Origin of the sequence: Streptomyces sp. CA-142005 (genome assembly GCF_050942335.1) — a bacterium.
In the GTDB taxonomy this organism is placed as follows: domain Bacteria; phylum Actinomycetota; class Actinomycetes; order Streptomycetales; family Streptomycetaceae; genus Streptomyces.
In genome coordinates this window covers 2,258,579-2,275,967 of record NZ_CP192078.1, presented here as the reverse complement: position 1 = coordinate 2,275,967, position 17,389 = coordinate 2,258,579, and the positions used below count along the sequence as shown (strand labels likewise).

Below are 17,389 nucleotides of genomic sequence, written 5' to 3'. Positions count from 1 at the left end.
GGCGGCTGCGGCTGCGGCTGCGGTGCGGGGCGGGGCGGGACGCACGAGTGGCCGACGCGCGACCGGCGGACGGCCCCGGCCCCAGCGGCGCTACCCCGCCGCCTCCGCGGTCGCCGGCGCCATGTCAACCGCCGGTTTCGTGAGATCCGTCGGCTCGGCCTCCACGGCAGTGCTCCGCGCGGGCAGCAACTCCAGCACCGCCTGCCGGTCGGCGTCGCTGGTCGCGTCGTCGTACGGATCTGGCGTGCGCGGCACCTGGAGCCGGTGCACGGGGCCCGATCCCAGCCGCGCGTACCCCCGCCCCGGCGGTACGTGCCCGAGGGGCGTCGTGTGCGGCGGAGCGCCCAGAACCGCCTCCACCTGCCGGGGCGTGGCGGGTCCGAGGACGACACGCGCGCGTGTGTGCTGCCGTACCGCGTCGCTCAGGGCCTCCGCGCTGTCGAGCTGCTCGGCCACGACGACGGTCACGTTCGCCGCGCGGCCGTGCCGCAGCGGCACCTGGAGCAGCGCCTGCGGGTCCTTGCGGCCGTCCGTCGCGGCGAGGTGGGCGAACACCGAGGGGCGGTCCAGCACGATCCATAGCGGGCGCCGGGCGTCGCCCGGCGGCGGGTCGCCCGCCTGCCGGGCGAGGTTGATGGCGATGAGCCGCCGCTCGGTCTCCTGCGCCGCCCACTCCAGGCTCGCCAGCGCACCGGGCAGCGCGCACTCCACGGACAGGACACCGTCCCGGCCGGTCAGGCACGCGTACTCGCCGGTGCCGCCGCCGTCGACGATCAGGACGTCGCCGTACTGGAGGGCCTGCAGGGCGATGGAGCGCAGCAGGGTCGAGATGCCGCTGCCGGGGTGGCCCATGGCCAGCAGGTGCGGCTCGGTGGAGCGGATACCGGTGCGCCAGACGACCGGCGGCACGTCGATCTGTTCCTCTCCGTAGGTGAGGGGAAGCGTGCGCTGGACCTCGCTGGGGTCGGTGAAGCCGAGGACGGTCTCGCCGGGCGCGGTGACGAAGTGCTGGGCCGGGATGTCGGCGGGCAGCGGAGGCAGGACGGTGACGGTGAGCTGGTTGCCCTCCTCGTCCCAGCCGAAGCGGTACTCACGCCCCCGGCCGGCCTTCGCCGTGAGCAGTTGCTCGATCCGCATGCGGGCCTCGGACTCGCCGTCCGGGAAGTACGCGGGGTAACGGATCACCAGATGGCCGACGCGTCCGTCGCCGTCGAACTCGTGGGCGGTGAAAGCCTTCTCCCACTCCCCGCCGTGCGCGTACAGCGGCGCCGGGTCCTCGGGGGTGGAGAAGTACGGCACCAGGGCCTCGTACAGGGACTGGAGCCGTTCGGTCTGGGACTCGTCGGGGCCCTCGGGGGCCGGCGGGGTGCGGTCGCGGCCCTGCCAGGCTGCCGCCGTCATCACGGTGACGACGGCGAGCAGCGGCCCGTACGGCATCAGCGCCACGGCCAGGATCACGGAGGCCGTCAGGAACAGCAGCGGCCCACGCTTGTCCTGGGGCGTGTCGGCCCATCGGCGCCTCCCGGCCGAGGCCAGCCGGCGCAGCCCGCGCGTGACGGTGATCAGCGGGTGGAGGACGTCGGTGGCGCTGTCGGCCGCCGTCCGGGCCAGCTCCCGGCTCCGTGCGAGCTGCGTCCGGGCGATCTGGGCGCTGTCCTTGCTCAGGATGCGGGGGAGAGGGCGCCGGGCCACTGCTGTCTCCTGAAGGTGCGTGCGGGCGGGACGGGCGGGGTCAGAACTTGATGCCGCCGAGGAGGCTCGCCAGGCTCTCTCCGCCGGCCCTGATGCTCGGGGCGATGCCCGTGCTGGCCAGGTAGAACCCGAACAGGGCCGAGGTGCAGGCATGTGTGCCCTTGAGGCCGTCCTTGCGGAAGAAGAGGAAGGTGACGGTGCCGAGCAGCATGACGCCCGAGATGGAGAGGATCATTTGGGGCCTCCTGGTGTCGAGGGGGGACAGTCACCATGAGTTCTTCCAGGATCACAGGATGTATCCATATGACTAAAGGAGCAACTGGGGGAAATCCATCAGATTTCACCCGATCGGTGGCGCGGTAAGGGCCCGGTCGAGCTGGGCGGTTGCCTCCGGTGGGGGCTGTTGGTGATCTTTACCTCGGGCACATCGGGTCATGTGCCGCGCGAGCCAGTACGCTGGCGATTCACTCGTACGGCCGTGCTCCGCTCTCGCTGCCGTACGCTCCCTGAAGTCCCCGAAGTTCGCAGGAGAGGCGGTCCGGCCGATGAGTGAAGCCCCCGACCCCGAGGTCGTGGAGCTGGCGACCAAGATCTTCGATCTGGCCCGGCAGGGGCAGACCGAGGCGCTGGTGGCGTACGTCGACGCCGGCGTTCCGGCCAACCTCACCAACGACCGCGGCGACTCCCTGGTGATGCTCGCCGCCTACCACGGCCACGCCGACGCGGTCCGCGCCCTGCTCGCCCGGGGCGCCGCGGCGGACCAGGTCAACGACCGAGGCCAGACGCCGCTCGCCGGCGCCGTCTTCAAGGGCGAGACGGAAGTGATCAAGGCGCTCCTGGAGAGCGGAGCCGACCCCGCCGCGGGGACGCCGTCGGCCGTCGACACCGCTCGCATGTTCGGCAAGACGGAACTCCTGGAGCTGTTCGGCGCGCACTGACGCGCACGTCCTGACCAGCTACGAAACGGAAAACGGGGGAGGCGGTAAAGGGCCGCCGGAAATACGGTCGCGGCAGCACAAACCGCCGGGTCATCATGACGACGTGATTCACGGACGCGATGGCTGGGCAGGTGATGCCGCACCGCGCGGGCCGTGATGCGGTCCGCATGGGCCACCGACGAGAGGCAGAGAGAGATGGTCTTCAGCAAGCAAGAGACGGCGGGCGCTCCGACGTTGTGTCACGCGGCCAGGTAGTGCGTGTTCTCCGGTTGCGTCGACGCTTGATGTGAGGCTGTTTCCCATGTTCGATCCGGTCATAGCGCCCAGCGGTACGCTGCTCGGCCTGCTTCAGCGCGGCCGTGGCGACGGCACGCTGCACGCGCTCACCGCGCCGCGCGCGGAGGCGCTCGCGGCCCTGAACCACTGTGTGCTGCGCGACCCCCGCCACGACTGGCAGGTGGAGAACCGCTCCCTCTACTACGCCCGGCTCTACCTCGACCTGAACGGCGAGCTGGACGCCATCGAGGCGCACCTCTTCGACCCCGAGGACGTCCTCGACACCGACGAGTCCCGTACCGGCCTCGCCCTGGCCGTCCTCGGGCACCTCGCCTCCTACGGCAGGCGGGACGCGCTCGAACTGCTGCGCAGGTACGCCGCCCACGGCTCCAACTGGGCCTGGGCCCTGGACGAGCTGGCGCTCAGGGACGACGACGCGGGCCTGCGCGCCCTCGCCGCACCCGTTCTGGCCCGCTTCGGCACCGACCCCGAGGGCGAGGCCGAGCTGGCCGCCGCCGTACGCGACGCCTTCGAGCCGCGGCCCTGGCGGCTGTGGGCCGAGGACCCGCGCGAATCGATCGCCACACGCGTGCGTGCCGCCCAGGAGACCGGCTGTTTCGACCGCTGGCAGCGGCAGATGCGGCCCACCGGCCCACGGCCCGGGTGGAGCGTGCGTGCCGTCTTCGAATGGGCCCAGCAGGGCATGGACCGCGGCGCCGCCCTCCATGTGCCGGCCGCCCGCTGTCTGGTCGCCGTGGCCGGCCCCGAGGACCGGCCGGAGATCGTCCAGGCCGCCCGGACCGGCATCGACGGAGCCCGCTGCACCGCGCTGCGCTATCTCGCCGACAGCAACGACCCCGATGCCCTCGGCCTGATCGAGGCCGCCGTCGCCGACGGGACGTCCGTCGTCGTGGAGGCGGCCGTCGACGCCTTCGAACGGATGCGCAGCGTCGCCGCCGTCGACCGCGCGCGCCGCTGGGCCCAGCGCCCCGACGCGCTCGGCGCCGCCGCCGGACGCATGCTCGCCTGCCGCGGCGGCGTCCAGGACCGCGACCTCGTCCTCGGCGCCCTCCGCGAGGCCGTGCGGGGCGACGGCCCCGACGCGCCCACGCTGTGGACCCTCGTCGACGGCACCGGACGCCTCGGCATCGCCTGCGCCGCCCCCGTACTGCGCCACATCTACCGCGAGACGGCCTCCTCCCATCTCCGCGGCCGTGCCGCCCGCGCCCTGGCCGCCACCGATCCCTCCTTCGCCACCGGCTTCGCCGTCGAATGCCTGTGGGACTGCGAGGAGACCACCCGCGAACTCGCCGCCCGGCACGCCGAGACCGGTGACGCCCGGGTCGTGGAGCGCCTGCGCCGCCTGGCCGCCGATCCGGCCGAGGAGGCGGAGGTGCAGACGGCGGTACGCAGCCGCTTCGGACCCGACGCCGCCCTCGGCTGACCCCACGCACGCACACGGCCCGGGCGGACGACCGCCCGCCGTGTGAACACCGGGTGTCCCGCAGGTCAGGCGGTCATGACGGCCGTCTGACCTGCTCGGGTGCGCAGCCCAACGCTCATGGGACGTTCCCCGGGCGGAAAGATCGAAGTTGACGCGGCCACGTTCGGCGCGGCGACAACACCCGTATGCGTGTCGTCATCGTGACCGAATCCTTTCCCCCCGATGTGAACGGCGTGGCCCACTGCGCGCTCCAGACCGCCCGGCACCTCGTAGATCGCGGTCACCATCCGCTCGTCGTCGCCCCCGCCCCCGCTCCGGGCAGCGGACCGGACACGGACGCCCCGTGCCCGGTCGTCCGGATACCCTCCCTCCCGCTCCCCGGCTACCCCCAGGTCCGTGTCGCCCTGCCCAGCCGGCGGCTCGCCGCCGCGCTCGTCGAACACCGGCCTGACGTCGTACATCTCGCCAGCCCCTTCGTCCTCGGCGTGCGCGGCATGGCCGCCGCCGCCAAGCTCGGCATCCCCGCCCTCGCCGTCTACCAGACCGACCTCGCCGGCTACGCCCGCACCTACATGGGTGCCGGCGAGGCGGCCGCATGGCGGCGGATCCGCTCCGTGCACGCCGCCGCCGACCGCACCCTCGCCCCCTCCAGCGCCGCCCTCGGCGACCTGGAGGCGCACGGGATACCCCGGGTCCGGCTGTGGCCGCGCGGCGTGGACACCGTACGTTTCCGGCCAGATCTGCGGGACGAGGCGCTGCGTCGCGAACTCGCCCCGAACGGCGAGCTGATCGTCGGCTACGTCGGCCGGCTCGCCCCCGAGAAGCACGTCGAACTCCTCGCCGGCGCGTGCGGCCTGGACGGCGTCAAGGTCGTGGTCGTGGGCGACGGGCCCAGCCAGGCGCACCTCACCGAGGCCCTGCCCGGCGCCGTCTTCCTCGGCCGCCGCACCGGCGGCGACCTCGCGCGGATCTTCGCCTCGCTGGACCTGTTCGTGCACACCGGCCCCTTCGAGACGTTCTGCCAGACCGTCCAGGAGGCCATGGCCAGCGGGGTTCCGGTCGTCGCCCCCGCCGCCGGCGGCCCCCTCGACCTGGTCGCCCACGGCCGCACCGGACTCCTGGTCCCGCCGCGCGACGTCAGCGCTGTCACCCAGGCCGTCCGCGAACTTGCCGCCGACCCGGTGCGGCGGACCGCGTTCGGCGACGCCGCGCGCGCGATGGTCGAGGGCCGCACCTGGGCCGCCATCGGAGACCAGCTGATCGCCCACTACGACGACGTCCTCTCGGCACGCAGGACGGTGGTGGCGGCATGACCGGTCAGTCCCTGCGCATCGTCCGGCTCGCCAACTTCGTCGCGCCGTCCTCCGGCGGCCTGCGTACCGCCCTGCGCGAGCTGGGCAAGGGCTTCAAGGCGGCGGGCCACGAACCCGTCCTGATCGTGCCCGGCGAACGGCACACCGACCGCGACACCGAGCAGGGCCGGGTCATCACGCTGCCCGGCCCGCTGCTGCCCGGCACCGGCGGCTACCGCGTCCTCACCGACAAGCGGCGCGTGGCCGCCCTCCTGGAGGAGCTGGCCCCGGACCGCCTGGAGGTCTCCGACCGCACGACCCTGCGCTGGACGGGCCGCTGGGCCCGCCGCGCGCGCGTGCCCGCCGTGATGGTCTCCCACGAGACCGCCGACGGCGTGCTGCGCACCTGGGGTCTGCCCGAGCACCTCTCCCGGCGGGCCGCCGACGCCCTCAACACCCGTACCGCGCACGTCTACTCGAGAGTGGTGTGCACCACCGAGTTCGCCGAGCGCGAGTTCGTACGCATCGGCGCGCGCAACGTCGTACGCGCCCCCCTGGGTGTCGACCTGACGGAACGCCACCCCACGCTGCGCGACCCGGGCCTGCGCACCCGGCACGCGCGCGGGGACGAGGTGCTGCTCGTGATGTGCTCCCGGCTGTCCGTCGAGAAGCGGCCCGGCACCGCCCTGGACGCCCTGGAGGCGCTGATACGGCGCGGGCGCCGGGCGGTGCTCGTGGTGGCCGGGGACGGGCCGCTCAGGGCCCGGCTGGAGCAGCGCGCGCGGGAGCACGGGCTGCCGGTGACCTTCCTCGGGCACGTCTCCGACCGGGCCGCGCTCGGCGCCCTCCAGGCGACCGCGGACATCGCCCTCGCGCCCGGGCCCGCCGAGACCTTCGGGCTGGCCGCGCTGGAGGCCATGGCCTGCGGCACGCCCGTCGTGGCGAGCAGGTCGTCCGCGCTGCCCGAGGTCATCGGCTCCGCCGGGGCGACCGCGGCCGACCGCGGCGAGGCGTTCGCGGACGCCGTGGAAGTGCTCCTGGACCGCGGCGAGCGCGCACGGCGGGAGGCGGCACGCGCGCGTGCGGAGTGCTTCGGCTGGGGTACGGCCGTGGAGGCGTTCCTGGCGGCCCACGACGCGGAGGTGCTCCGCCCGGCCGGCGTCCTTCGCACCGTGCCGGAGGGCGTGGCATGAGCCTCGTCCGCTTCGTCGCCCTCGGGGACTCGCTCACCGAGGGCGTGGGCGACCCCGTCGGAGACGGCTGGCGGGGCTGGGCCGCGCTGCTGGCGCCCTCCCTCGCCGAGACCCCCGAAGCCGTGGAGTTCACCAACCTCGCGGTCAGCGGCGCGCAGACCCGTGACGTGCTGGAGCGGCAGACCCCCGCCGCCCTCGAACTCCGCCCCGACCTGGTGTCGGTGGTGATCGGCGTCAACGACACGCTGCGCCGCACCTTCGACATCCAGGCGGTGGCCGCCCACCTCGACGGGGTCTACGCGGCCTTCACCCGGGAGGGCGCCACCCTGCTGACCGCCTGCCTGCCCGACCCCGGCGCGATGCTGGGCCTGCCCAGCGCCCTGGCCCGGCCGCTGGCCCGTCGGCAACGGGCCGTCAACACGCTCGTCCACGCGCTGTCCGAGCGCTACGGGGCCGTCCACCTGCACGCGGCGGACGGAGCCTGGATCACCGACCGGGCCCTGTGGAGCTCCGACCGGCTGCACCCGGGCGAACGCGGCCACCGGCAGCTCGCCGCGCGCTTCCACGCCCTGCTCACCGAGGCGGGCCGTCCGACGGGACAACCGCCCTCCCCCGAGCCGGAGTTCCCCGCGCCCACCCGGGCGGCGAGCCTGCTGTGGCTGGCCACGGCCGGCACCGCCTGGGTGGCCCGGCGCTGCAAGGACCTGCTGCCCCAGCTGCTGCGCCTGGCCGCGGACGAACTGCACCACCGGGCCCGGGGCACCAGCGCCCGCCTCGACCTGAGCGCCTCGGCAGCGGTGTCCGCCGCCCTGGCCGCCCTCGCGGAGAACCCCGACCAGGACGCCGAGGCTCAGCGGCGCCTTGCGGGCACGCATCCGGCGGGGACACCCGATCCCACCCGGGCGCGCACGAGGGCGGGTGCGGCCCGTGAGGCCGGAACGGCGGGCACGGTGCGTACGGCCATGGTGCGTACGGCCGCGGTGGAGGAGCCGGTCGGCGAGGCCGTCACGGCGGCGGATCCGGTCGGGGAGGCCGTCGTGCCGGGGTCGGCGGGTGCGGTTGCGGTGCCGGGTGAGGCGTGTGCGGCTGTGGGGGTGCAGGCGGTGCGGACCACCGTGGCCGCCGGGTAGCGGCCGACGGGTTCGATGGGCACGCCGGGAAGGTGACCGGACGCCTGTCCGAGGGGGGCCTGGTCCGTGTGGAGGTCCAGGCCCGCCGGTCGGCGAGGCCGGCACGGCGGACAAGGTCCGCGTGGCCACGGCGGCGGATCCGGTCGGGGAGGTCGTCGTGCCGGGGTCGGCGGGTGCGGTTGCGGTGCCGGGTGAGGCGTGTGCGGCTGTGGGGGCGCAGGCGGTGCGGACCACCGTGGCCGCCGGGTAGCGGCCGACGGGTTCGATGGGCACGCCGGGAAGGTGACCGGACGCCTGTCCGAGGGGGGCCTGGTCCGTGTGGAGGTCCAGGCCCCGCCGGGGGCTCACGGATGCGGCTGCGCGGCCGGCACGCACGCGTGCTCCCACCGGACCGAATCCGCCGTGGGGCGGCCTCAGACGATGCCGACCAGCCGGTACTGCTCGTCGCGGGCGTCGGTCAGGAGCATCCGGCCCGGGGCGTGGGTGATCGCGAACGGCGGCCGGGAGGCCATCACCGCCGCCTGCGGAGTCACTCCGCAGGCCCAGAACACCGGAATGTCACCGGGCTCGACGGTCACCGGGTCGCCGAAGTCGGGGCGGCTCAGGTCCTCGATGCCGAGGGCCAAGGGGTCCCCGCAGTGCACCGGACCGCCGTGCACGGCCGGCAACAGGCTGCTCTCCCGGATCGCGGCCCGGAGGTGCTCCGGCGGCACCGGCCGCATGGACACCACCATCGGCCCGCGCAGCCGGCCCGCCGCCCGGCACGCGCGCGTGGTGATGTACATCGGCACGTTGCGGCCCTGCTCGGCATGCCGGATCGGCACCCCCGCCCGGGCGAGCGCCCACTCGAAGGTGAAGCTGCAGCCGAGCAGGAACGACACCAGGTCGTCCCGCCAGTACGCGCGCACGTCGGTGGGTTCCCCGACCAGTTCGCCGTCCTGCCACACCCGGTAGCGCGGCAGATCCGTGCGCAGGTCGGCGCCCTCGGCGAGGACGGTCGACGTGGAGCCGGCGTCCGTGACGTCCAGCACCGGGCACGGCTTGGGATTGCGCTGGCAGAACAGCAGCATGTCGTACGCCCAGTCGGCCGGCACCGAGATCAGATTGGCCTGTGTGTGGCCCGCCGCCACCCCGGCCGTCGGGCCCGCGAGGCCGTCCCGGAAGCGGGCCCGGGCCGTTTCCGGACTCCACGCGTGCGCGCGCTGGTCGACTGCTGTGACGGGGAGGTCCTCGGTACGCGGTGTCTGCGTCATGCCGGCTCCTCGGGAACGTGAGCAGTGCCGTCCCGGGCGACGGTAGAGGATCGTTCAACGATCCTTCAATACCCATGTTGTTTCGTCCCGGAGTGTGCGATTGAATTCCGGGCATGGCAGAGCAGCTGACGGCACTGGCCGACGACCGTGCGCTCCTGGGGCGTACCAGCACGGCGGAGCGGGTCTCGGACATCCTCCGGACGCGTATCGCCGACGGGTACTTCCCGCCCGGCACCCGGCTGTCGGAGGACGGCATCGGCGGGGCGCTCGGGGTCTCCCGCAACACCCTGCGCGAGGCGTTCCGGCTGCTCACGCACGAACGCCTGCTGGTCCACGAGCTCAACCGCGGGGTGTTCGTACGGGTCCTGACCGTCGAGGACGTCGAGGACATCTACCGCACGCGCTCCCTGGTCGAGTGCGCCGTCGTGCGCGGGCTCGGCGAACCGCCGTACCGGCTGGAGGGAGTCGCCGCGGCGGTCGGGGAAGCAGAGCGGGCGACCGCGGAGAACGACTGGAAGGCGCTGGGCACCGCCAACATCCACTTCCATCGGGAACTGGTCGCCCTCGCGGGCAGCGAGCGCACCGACGAACTGATGCGCAGCGTCTTCGCCGAACTGCGGCTCGCCTTCCACGTGGTCGACGACCCGCGCCGGCTGCACGAGCCCTACCTCGCCCGCAACCGCAGGATCCTGCAGGCGCTGCAGTCCGGCGACAAGCGCGAGGCCGAACGACTGCTGGAGACCTACTTCGCGGACTCGCTGGAGCGGATCGTGGAGGTGTACCGGCGCAGGGTGGGCGAGGAAAGCGCCCCGTAGGCCCGCAGCGGCCCGGTCGGTCAAACCGGCAGAGCCTCTCGTTTGGGTCGATGTCAGACCCAGGACCTAGTCTGTGCACCGTGACTTCGCCTGCATCGACGGACAGCGTTCCGCCCCAGCTCAGCGCGGGGCCGCGCCCTGCTTTGGGCCCGGCCGCCGACGAGGGGCTGGCGCGGCGGCTGCGCGCGCTCGCCTGCACCGCGCCGCTGCACGACCTCGACGCGCGCAAGGCCAACCTGGCCGGTGAGTACTCGGTGTACGGCATGGCCGAGGTGGCCCTCGCCGCCATCGACCTGGTCACGCTCAACATGGACTTCGACACCGGCGCCGACCACGAGCAGATCGTGGCCCGCCTCCTCCCGCGCATCGCCGCCCAGGCCCCGCACCGCCCGACCGCCGAGCACGAGCGCGTGGCTCGCTGGGTCCTGGAGAACCTGATCAACGTCGGCAGCGTGGACCGCGGCTTCCGCGCCGTCTACGGCACCTTCGCGCCGGACGGCACGTACGTCCGCCGGGACTACGACTTCAAGCTGATCGAGGAGGTCCCCGGCCCCGGCGGCACGGTGTACCTGCGCACGACGGACGAGGCGGTCAACGTCCTGGTCGGCGCCCTCGACACCGACGTCACCAGCGCCCAGATCGCCGCCGAGGTCAAGCTGGAGGTGCTGATCAGCCGCGGCCGGCTCGCCGACGCCCAGCTCGCCGCCGAACAGGCCCGCTACCGCACGGTGCAGTACTCGGAGACCCTGCGCCGCGCCCTGGAGGCCACCCGGCGCAACGTCCGCGCGGTCGACTGGCTCAATGCCGTGCCCGACATGATCGCCGAGGCCCTGGACCACGTGGCCGACCGCTACCGCCACGAGAACGCGATCCTCACCAACATCCGCAGGGCCCGGGACGAGACCGAGGAGCCCGAGCACAAGCGCCGCGCCGCCGAGCTGGTCGACATCGTCAAGGACTGCATCCGGCGGCACACCCAGCTCCAGTCACGGCTGCTGGAGGCGGGCCCGCTGTTCCGCGCCGAGCAGGACCGGCAGGCCTTCGCCACACCGGCGACGACCTCCGGGATAGACCTGTACGGCCATCTCGTCGCCCCCGTCCTGCCGTTGCCCCTCGAGCAGGCGATCCGGGTCACGGACGCGTTCTTCGCGAGCGGCACGGGCCTGCGCACGCCCGTCTCCGTCCGGGTGGCGGACCTCGTCGACCTACTGCTGACGCCGCCGGTCGAGCGCGAGCACCTGGGCGCGGAGATGCCCGAGCCCGACCTCATCGCCACGCCCGACGACAGCCGGTTCAGCGAGGAGCAACTGGCCGCGGCGACGGAGCTGCTGGACCTGCCGGCCGACGCCCCGCGCAGACTGTCCGGACTGCTGGCCGAGGCCCGGCGCACCGGCGACCCCGACCTGGCCTATCTGGTAGCCCTGTTGGCGGTTCACGCGGCCAGTCCCGCGGTGGGCACCGCCTACCGGCAGGGCGAGGAGAAGCTGCTGTTCGCCGTGGACGACGGGACCGAGCTGGACGACCCCGAGTTCGGCGGGGCGGACCTGATCGTGGGGACCGCGCTGCTGGACGCGGCCGGGATGGCGGCGGACCGGACGGAAGCAGCATGAGTCAACAACAGCGCGACAAGGAGCCCCAACCGTGAGCGAGCACGTCGAGTGGAGTGAGGCGGAGTCGTCGGCACCGTCGGCGCCCGCCGCCGTCACCCCCGCCGACGCCGCCGACGCGGCGCGGCTCGTCGCCTTCGGGCTGCAGCCCAAGCTGCAGCCCGCGCGGGACCAGGAGTACACGGAGCTGCTGCGCCGCTACCGCGACGACCCGGCGTTCGCGCGGCTCGCCGACGCCGTCGCCACCGGCCTCGGTCTCGTCGTACTGGAGGTGTCCCCGCGCGCGGGGATGGCCGTGACGGCGGCCGAGGACTCGGTGTTCGCCGTCCGCATGGGCGACTACGCGCGTCGCACCGCCGCCGACTCCGGCGACCGCTTCCTGCACGGGCTCGCTCATCTCGCCGTCGCCGCACTGGCGTTCCCGCGCCCGGAGGACCTGGCCGACGACACCTACATCGGCCGCCTCACCGTCAACGGCGTCGACGCCTTCGTACGGCAGGCCTGCCGGCGCCTGGAGGAGCGGGCCGAGGAACTGGGCGAGAACACCGACCCGGCGACCGACGCGCCCGGCCTGGAGGCCGCCTGGCGCATCTGGGCCAGACGCAGTGCCACGGGAGCCACCAAGGACGCCCGCCGCCCGGCCGCCTCCACCACCGGCATCGTGGCCAAGGCCCTCACGTTCCTCACCGACTCGGGCTTCCTGCAGCGCACCGGCGACGACGGCGGCGGCACGTACCGCACCACGGCCCGCTACCAGCTCCAGGTCCGCGACATGGCCGGCAGCGCCGCCATGGCCGAACTGCTGGAGCTGGGCGTCGTACCGGTGACCGACGGCACGGCCAGCCTGCTGCCCGCCGAGGACACCGAGGACCTGGAGCTGGTCGCCGACGCCGGGCTGCCGTTCCACTCCTGAGGGCCGCCTGGCTCCCGCCGAATCCCGAACCACCGCACCTTTCACCAGACTTACGAGAGTCCGCCATGTACGAGCTGTCCCGGGTCCGCCTCTACTCCATCGGTCCCGCCGGTGCGCGCTACGCCGACACCGTGCTTGACCTGCGGGGCGTCGGCGAGCCCGTGCCCGACCCGGCGCCCACACAGGCGGAGTTCTTCGCGGAGGAGCCGTCCGGCCCGCCGCGCCGGCCTGCGCCCGCGGGAGTGCTCTTCCTGGAGAACGGCGGCGGCAAGTCCGTCCTGCTCAAACTGATCTTCTCGGTGATGCTGCCGGGCCACCGCAACACCCTCGGCGGCGCCAGCTCCGGTGTGCTGCGCAAGTTCCTGCTCGCCGACGACTGCGGGCACGTGGCGCTGGAGTGGCAGCACGTGCAGACCGGCGAGTGCGTCGTCGTCGGCAAGGTGAGCGAGTGGCGCGGACGGCAGGTGTCCAACGACCCGCGCAAGTTCGCCGAGGCCTGGTACTCCTTCCGGCCCGGCCCGGGACTGAGCCTGGACAACCTGCCCGTCGCCGAGTCCACCGCCGTACGGCCGCCCGTGGAGGGCACCTCGGGCGCCCAGGGCCGGCGCCGCACCATGAAGGGCTTCCGCGACGCCCTGACGGAGGCCGGCAAGGCCTATCCGCACCTGGAGGTGCACTGGGAGGAGATCCACGACCGCTGGATCGAACACCTCGGCGACCTCGGCCTCGACCCCGAACTCTTCCGCTACCAGCGGGAGATGAACGCCGACGAGGGCGAGGCGGCCGGTCTCTTCGCGGTGAAGAAGGACTCCGACTTCACCGACCTGCTGCTGCGCGCCGTCACCGACACCCGTGACACCGACGGCCTCGCCGACCTGGTCAGCGGCTTCGGCAACAAGCTGGGCCGGCGCGCCGAGCTGATCGCCGAACGGGACTTCACCGCCGGGTCGGTCGACCTGCTCGGCCGGATCGTCGAGGCCGCCGAGGCCCGCGCACGCGCGCGTGACATCCACGCCGGGGCTGAGCGCCGTACCCGCACCCTCGCCCGGCGGCTGTCCGCGCGGGCCGTCCAGGAGCGGGTGCGCGCGGCCGACCTCGCCCAGCGCGTCACGGCCGCCGCCTACGCCGTCACGCACTCCGAGGGCGCCCGCGAGCGCAGCGCGCTCATCGCGGCCGAGCTCGCCTACCGGCACGCCTCCCTGGCGCTCGCCGCCGCCGAGAAGGCCGCCGCCGCGCAGAAGCGCGAGCTGGCCGACGCCCGCACCCTGCACTCCGCCTGGCAGGCCGCCGAGGCCGTGCTGCGCCACCGTGCCGCCGCCGACCGCGTCGCGCGCGTGTCCGCCGCCATCCAGGAGGCCGAGCGGGACGCCGCGCCCGCGCTCGCCGCCCGCGCCAAGGCCGCCGTGGACCTGGTACGGGCCCTGCACGCGGCCGCCGAGAGCGCCGAGGCCCTCGCCAACGAGGGGGAGGAGCGCTCCGCCGCGCTGCAGGAGGTCGGCGAGTGCGCCTACCGCGACTCGACGACCGCCGCGACCGAGGCACAGCGCGCCCGCAGCGAGGCCGGGCATCTGCGCCAGCGCCTCACCGAGGTCGAGCAGGAGACCGCCGAGGCCGTCCGCGCGGGCTGGCTCGACGACAGCGCCCCGGACGCCGACCCGGCGCGGGCCGCGCTCGCCGCCAGCGACGCCGAGAAGAGTGCCGTCGCCGCCTGGGACACGGCCCGTGAGGCCGCCCGCAAGGCCACCGAGCACGCGCGCGAGGCGGCCTCCGCGGAATCCCGCGCGGAACTGACCGCCGCCCGCGCTGCGGACGCCGCGACGGCGGCCGAGCGGTCCTACGAGGCCGAGCGGCGCCTCGCCGAGTCCCTGGCCGCCGAGGAGCGGCTGGCGGAACTGCTCAGCCTGCCGGGCGCCTCCGGGACGGGCCGGGCCGACGTGCCAGGACCCCGGAGCGGAGCCGGCGACAACCCCGCCGGCCGGGCCGGTACGGCAGCCTCCCGTGAGGGCGCCTCCGGTGTCCGTTCCGAGGCGGGCAGGGCGCCGCACGGCCGTACGGGCGCGTCCCGGGACGCGGCTGCCGACGCCAGCGGCGCTGCCCGGCCCCCGGCCGAGGGACCTCTCACCCCCGAGGAACTCGACCGCTTCGCCGACGAGTTGCGCGAACTCCTCGACGACGCCGTCTCGACCGCCGAACGGCACCTCTTCGAGCTGCGCACCGCCGCCGCCGACGACTCCCGGATCCTCGGCGCGCTCGGTGACGGCGGACTGCTGCCGCCGGGACCCGATGTCCTGGCCACGGTGGAGTTCCTCGGCGAGCACGGCATCCCGGCGCTGCCCGGCTGGCGCTATCTCGCCCAGGCCGTCGACCCTGCCGACCACGCGCGCGTGCTCGCCGCCCGGCCGGAACTGGTCGACGGCGTGATCATCACCGACCCGGCCACGCACGCGCGTGCCCGCGAGGTGCTCGGCGACGCCGCCCTGCTGCCGCGCTCCGCCGTCGCCGTAGGCACGGCCGCCGCCCTGCTCGCCCCGCCGCCCGCCGACAGCGCCGCCTCCGGGGACGTCTTCCTCGTGCCGCCGAACCCGGCCATGCACGACGAGCACGCCGCCGACGAGGAACGGCAGGCACTGCGCGCGCGGGCCACCGAGCGCGACGAGGAGATCCGCACGCTGGCCGCGCGGCTGGGCAAGGACCGTGAACTGGCCGCCCGGCTCGCCTCCTGGCGCACCGGCTGCCCCGCCGGACGCCTCACCGAGCTGGCCCGGACCGCCGAGGAGACCCGGGCGTTCGCCGAGGAGGCCGAGGCCGAGCTGGCCGAGGCCCGCACGGTGCGCGCGGAGGCCGACGAGGCAGCCGCCGAGGCCGCACAGGTCCGCGACGAGCGGCAGGAGGCCGCGCAGAAGGCCCGCCGCGCCGCCGACGCCCTCGCCGGGCTCGCCTACCGGCTCCGCGAGCGCGCCGGCTGGCAGGTGCGGCTGCGTGAACTCGCCGACGAGGCCGCCGAGTCCGAGGCCCGGGCGCAGGCCTGCCTGGAGCGCGCCCGTGCCGCCGACGAGGACCGCCGCGCCGCCCAGCGCGCCGCCGACGACGCCCGACGCACCGCACGGGCCCTGCGCGCCGAGCGCTCGGAGATCGCCGGCGCCCCCGACGACGTACCCGTCGAGGACGCCGACACTCCCAAGGCGTCCCTGCCCGCGCTCCGCGAGGCCTACCGCGCCGCCTCCCAGGTGTACGAGAAGGTGGGCGTGGGCGCCGACCTGCGCACCGAGCAGGCCCGCGCGGAGAGCGACGAGAGTGCCGCCCGCGCCGAGCTCGACCGGCTCAGCAACAAGGTCCGCACCCGCGCCGAGCAGCTCCTTCAGTCGCCCGACGGCTCCGACGGGCCCTCCCGGCAGGCCGCCGCCGCCCGCGCGGAGGAGCTGGTGCAGCTCCTGGAGACCCGCATGTCCACCGCGAGCGAGCAGCTCGGCCGGCTGCGCGGCGAGGCCGAACGGCACGCCCCCGAGGACGGTGAGGCGCACACCGAGCTGCCCGAGGAGCTCGTCCCGCGCGACGCCGAGCACGCCCAGGCGCTGCTGCGCACCGCCACCGGCGAGCTCGCCGCCCGTACCGAGGCGCTGGCCGGGGCCCGCGAGGCCCACGCCGAGCTGCTGGAGGCCCACCGGGCCGCCGAGGACGCGGCCGGCGGCTTCGACGAGATCGCCGCGATGCTCCGCGACCTGCTGCGCGAGCACGCCCCCGAGGAGGAACAGGAGGAGCAGGAACCGTACCCCGGCAGCCTGGAGGAGGCCCGGCACTCCGCGGCCGAGGCCCGCCGCTCGCTGCGGGGCTGCGCCGCCGACCTGTCCGCCGCCGAGGCGGCCGTGCGCGAGGCGAGCGACGTCCTGGTCCGGCACGCCAATTCCACGCGCTACGAGCAGGTCCGCACCCCCGCCCGGCAGCAGATCCGCGAACTGCCCGCGTCCGCGCTGCCGGAGCACGCGCAGAAGTGGGCCGACGCCTTCGCACCCCGGCTGCGCGTCCTGACCGACGAGCTGGCCCAGCTCGAGCGCAACCGCGACTCGATCGTGGACCGCCTGAGGGGCCTGGTGGAGTCGGCCCTCGCCACCCTGCGGTCCGCCCAGCGGCTGTCCCGGCTGCCCGAGGGACTCGGCGAGTGGTCCGGCCAGGAGTTCCTGCGCATCCGTTTCGAGGAGCCCGACCAGGCCACGCTCACCGAACGGCTCGGCGAGGTCATCGACGACGCCACCCGTGCGGCCGTGAAGAAGAACTCCGACCTGCGCCGCGACGGCATGTCGCTGCTGCTGCGCGGAGTCGCGGCCGCGCTGCAGCCGAAGGGCGTGGCCGTCGAGATCCTCAAGCCCGACGCCGTACTGCGCGCCGAGCGCGTACCCGTGGGCCAGATGGGCGACGTCTTCTCCGGCGGCCAGCTGCTCACCGCCGCGATCGCCCTGTACTGCACGATGGCCGCCCTCCGCTCGAACGACCGGGGCCGGGACAAGCACCGGCATGCCGGCACGCTGTTCCTGGACAACCCGATCGGCCGCGCCAACGCCACCTACCTGCTGGAGCTGCAGCGGGCCGTCTCGGACGCGCTCGGTGTGCAGCTGCTGTACACCACCGGTCTGTTCGACACGACCGCCCTGGCCGAGTTCCCGCTGGTCATCCGCCTGCGCAACGACGCCGACCTCAGGGCGGGCCTGAAGTACATCAGCGTCGAGGAACACCTTCGGCCCGGGCTGCCCCAGCAGCCCCAGGCCGGAGAGGCGGTGCACAGCGAGATCACGGCGACGCGGATGTTCAAACGCCCGGCCACTGCAACCCCCTGAGGCGAAG

At 74.6% G+C, this 17,389-nt stretch carries 11 protein-coding genes and 1 pseudogene; 9 read left to right on the top strand and 3 right to left on the bottom strand.

The genetic code is table 11. The features are described from left to right. Positions 1–90: 90 nt before the first annotated feature. Positions 91–1,692, bottom strand: coding sequence for a hypothetical protein (locus tag ACQPXS_RS10870; RefSeq protein ID WP_433449071.1), 1,602 nt, complete (start codon positions 1,690–1,692; stop codon positions 91–93). 40 nt (positions 1,693–1,732) lie between these two features. Beyond that, positions 1,733–1,927: a hypothetical protein gene (locus ACQPXS_RS10865; protein ID WP_390681766.1), complete on the bottom strand. Its 195-nt coding sequence runs from the start codon at positions 1,925–1,927 to the stop codon at positions 1,733–1,735. A gap of 310 nt (positions 1,928–2,237) precedes the next feature. Here ACQPXS_RS10865 and ACQPXS_RS10860 point away from each other — a divergent pair, with 310 nt between their 5' ends. From ACQPXS_RS10860 to ACQPXS_RS10840, 5 genes and pseudogenes are all read left to right on the top strand, one after another. Further along, positions 2,238–2,630, top strand: a complete 393-nt coding sequence (locus ACQPXS_RS10860) for an ankyrin repeat domain-containing protein (protein WP_351809618.1) — start codon at positions 2,238–2,240, stop codon at positions 2,628–2,630. A 301-nt stretch (positions 2,631–2,931) separates the two neighbouring features. Beyond that, a complete protein-coding gene (locus tag ACQPXS_RS10855; RefSeq protein ID WP_433449070.1) occupies positions 2,932–4,350 on the top strand; it encodes a HEAT repeat domain-containing protein in 1,419 nt (472 codons plus the stop codon). Between the two features lie 185 nt (positions 4,351–4,535). After that, positions 4,536–5,663, top strand: a complete 1,128-nt coding sequence (locus tag ACQPXS_RS10850; protein WP_433449069.1) for a glycosyltransferase family 4 protein — start codon at positions 4,536–4,538, stop codon at positions 5,661–5,663. Beyond that, positions 5,660–6,835, top strand: a complete 1,176-nt coding sequence (locus tag ACQPXS_RS10845) for a glycosyltransferase (RefSeq protein ID WP_433449068.1) — start codon at positions 5,660–5,662, stop codon at positions 6,833–6,835. Before ACQPXS_RS10850 ends, ACQPXS_RS10845 begins: the two co-directional genes overlap by 4 nt. Beyond that, positions 6,832–7,671: pseudogene (locus tag ACQPXS_RS10840) on the top strand (SGNH/GDSL hydrolase family protein); the annotation flags it as partial. The gene ACQPXS_RS10845 and the pseudogene ACQPXS_RS10840, both read left to right, overlap by 4 nt. 707 nt (positions 7,672–8,378) lie before the next feature. Here ACQPXS_RS10840 and ACQPXS_RS10835 read toward each other — a convergent pair. Then, the gene (locus ACQPXS_RS10835) at positions 8,379–9,218 is read right to left on the bottom strand and encodes a putative hydro-lyase (RefSeq protein ID WP_433449067.1); all 840 of its coding nucleotides are present in this window, start codon (positions 9,216–9,218) and stop codon (positions 8,379–8,381) included. Positions 9,219–9,331: 113 nt separating this feature from the next. Between ACQPXS_RS10835 and ACQPXS_RS10830 the strand changes: the two genes are divergently transcribed. The 4 genes from ACQPXS_RS10830 (at position 9,332) to ACQPXS_RS10815 (ending at position 17,382) form a co-directional block, all read left to right on the top strand. Continuing rightward, positions 9,332–10,033: a GntR family transcriptional regulator gene (locus ACQPXS_RS10830; protein ID WP_433449066.1), complete on the top strand. Its 702-nt coding sequence runs from the start codon at positions 9,332–9,334 to the stop codon at positions 10,031–10,033. A gap of 80 nt (positions 10,034–10,113) precedes the next feature. Continuing rightward, a complete protein-coding gene (locus ACQPXS_RS10825; RefSeq protein WP_433449065.1) occupies positions 10,114–11,643 on the top strand; it encodes a hypothetical protein in 1,530 nt (509 codons plus the stop codon). Between the two features lie 31 nt (positions 11,644–11,674). Next, positions 11,675–12,553 carry a hypothetical protein gene (locus ACQPXS_RS10820; RefSeq protein WP_433449064.1) on the top strand — a complete coding sequence of 293 codons (879 nt, stop codon included), beginning with the start codon at positions 11,675–11,677 and terminating at the stop codon, positions 12,551–12,553. A 65-nt stretch (positions 12,554–12,618) separates the two neighbouring features. Beyond that, positions 12,619–17,382 carry a hypothetical protein gene (locus ACQPXS_RS10815; protein ID WP_433449063.1) on the top strand — a complete coding sequence of 1,588 codons (4,764 nt, stop codon included), beginning with the start codon at positions 12,619–12,621 and terminating at the stop codon, positions 17,380–17,382. Positions 17,383–17,389 lie beyond the last annotated feature (7 nt).

Bases quoted from the DNA above. Each gene is read 5' to 3' on its own strand.
- ACQPXS_RS10865 (WP_390681766.1), bottom strand. From the start codon at position 1,927: ATGATCCTCTCCATCTCGGGCGTCATGCTGCTCGGCACCGTCACCTTC.
- ACQPXS_RS10860 (WP_351809618.1), top strand. From the start codon at position 2,238: ATGAGTGAAGCCCCCGACCCCGAGGTCGTGGAGCTGGCGACCAAGATC.
- ACQPXS_RS10855 (WP_433449070.1), top strand. From the start codon at position 2,932: ATGTTCGATCCGGTCATAGCGCCCAGCGGTACGCTGCTCGGCCTGCTT.
- ACQPXS_RS10850 (WP_433449069.1), top strand. From the start codon at position 4,536: ATGCGTGTCGTCATCGTGACCGAATCCTTTCCCCCCGATGTGAACGGC.
- ACQPXS_RS10845 (WP_433449068.1), top strand. From the start codon at position 5,660: ATGACCGGTCAGTCCCTGCGCATCGTCCGGCTCGCCAACTTCGTCGCG.
- ACQPXS_RS10835 (WP_433449067.1), bottom strand. From the start codon at position 9,218: ATGACGCAGACACCGCGTACCGAGGACCTCCCCGTCACAGCAGTCGAC.
- ACQPXS_RS10830 (WP_433449066.1), top strand. From the start codon at position 9,332: ATGGCAGAGCAGCTGACGGCACTGGCCGACGACCGTGCGCTCCTGGGG.
- ACQPXS_RS10815 (WP_433449063.1), top strand. From the start codon at position 12,619: ATGTACGAGCTGTCCCGGGTCCGCCTCTACTCCATCGGTCCCGCCGGT.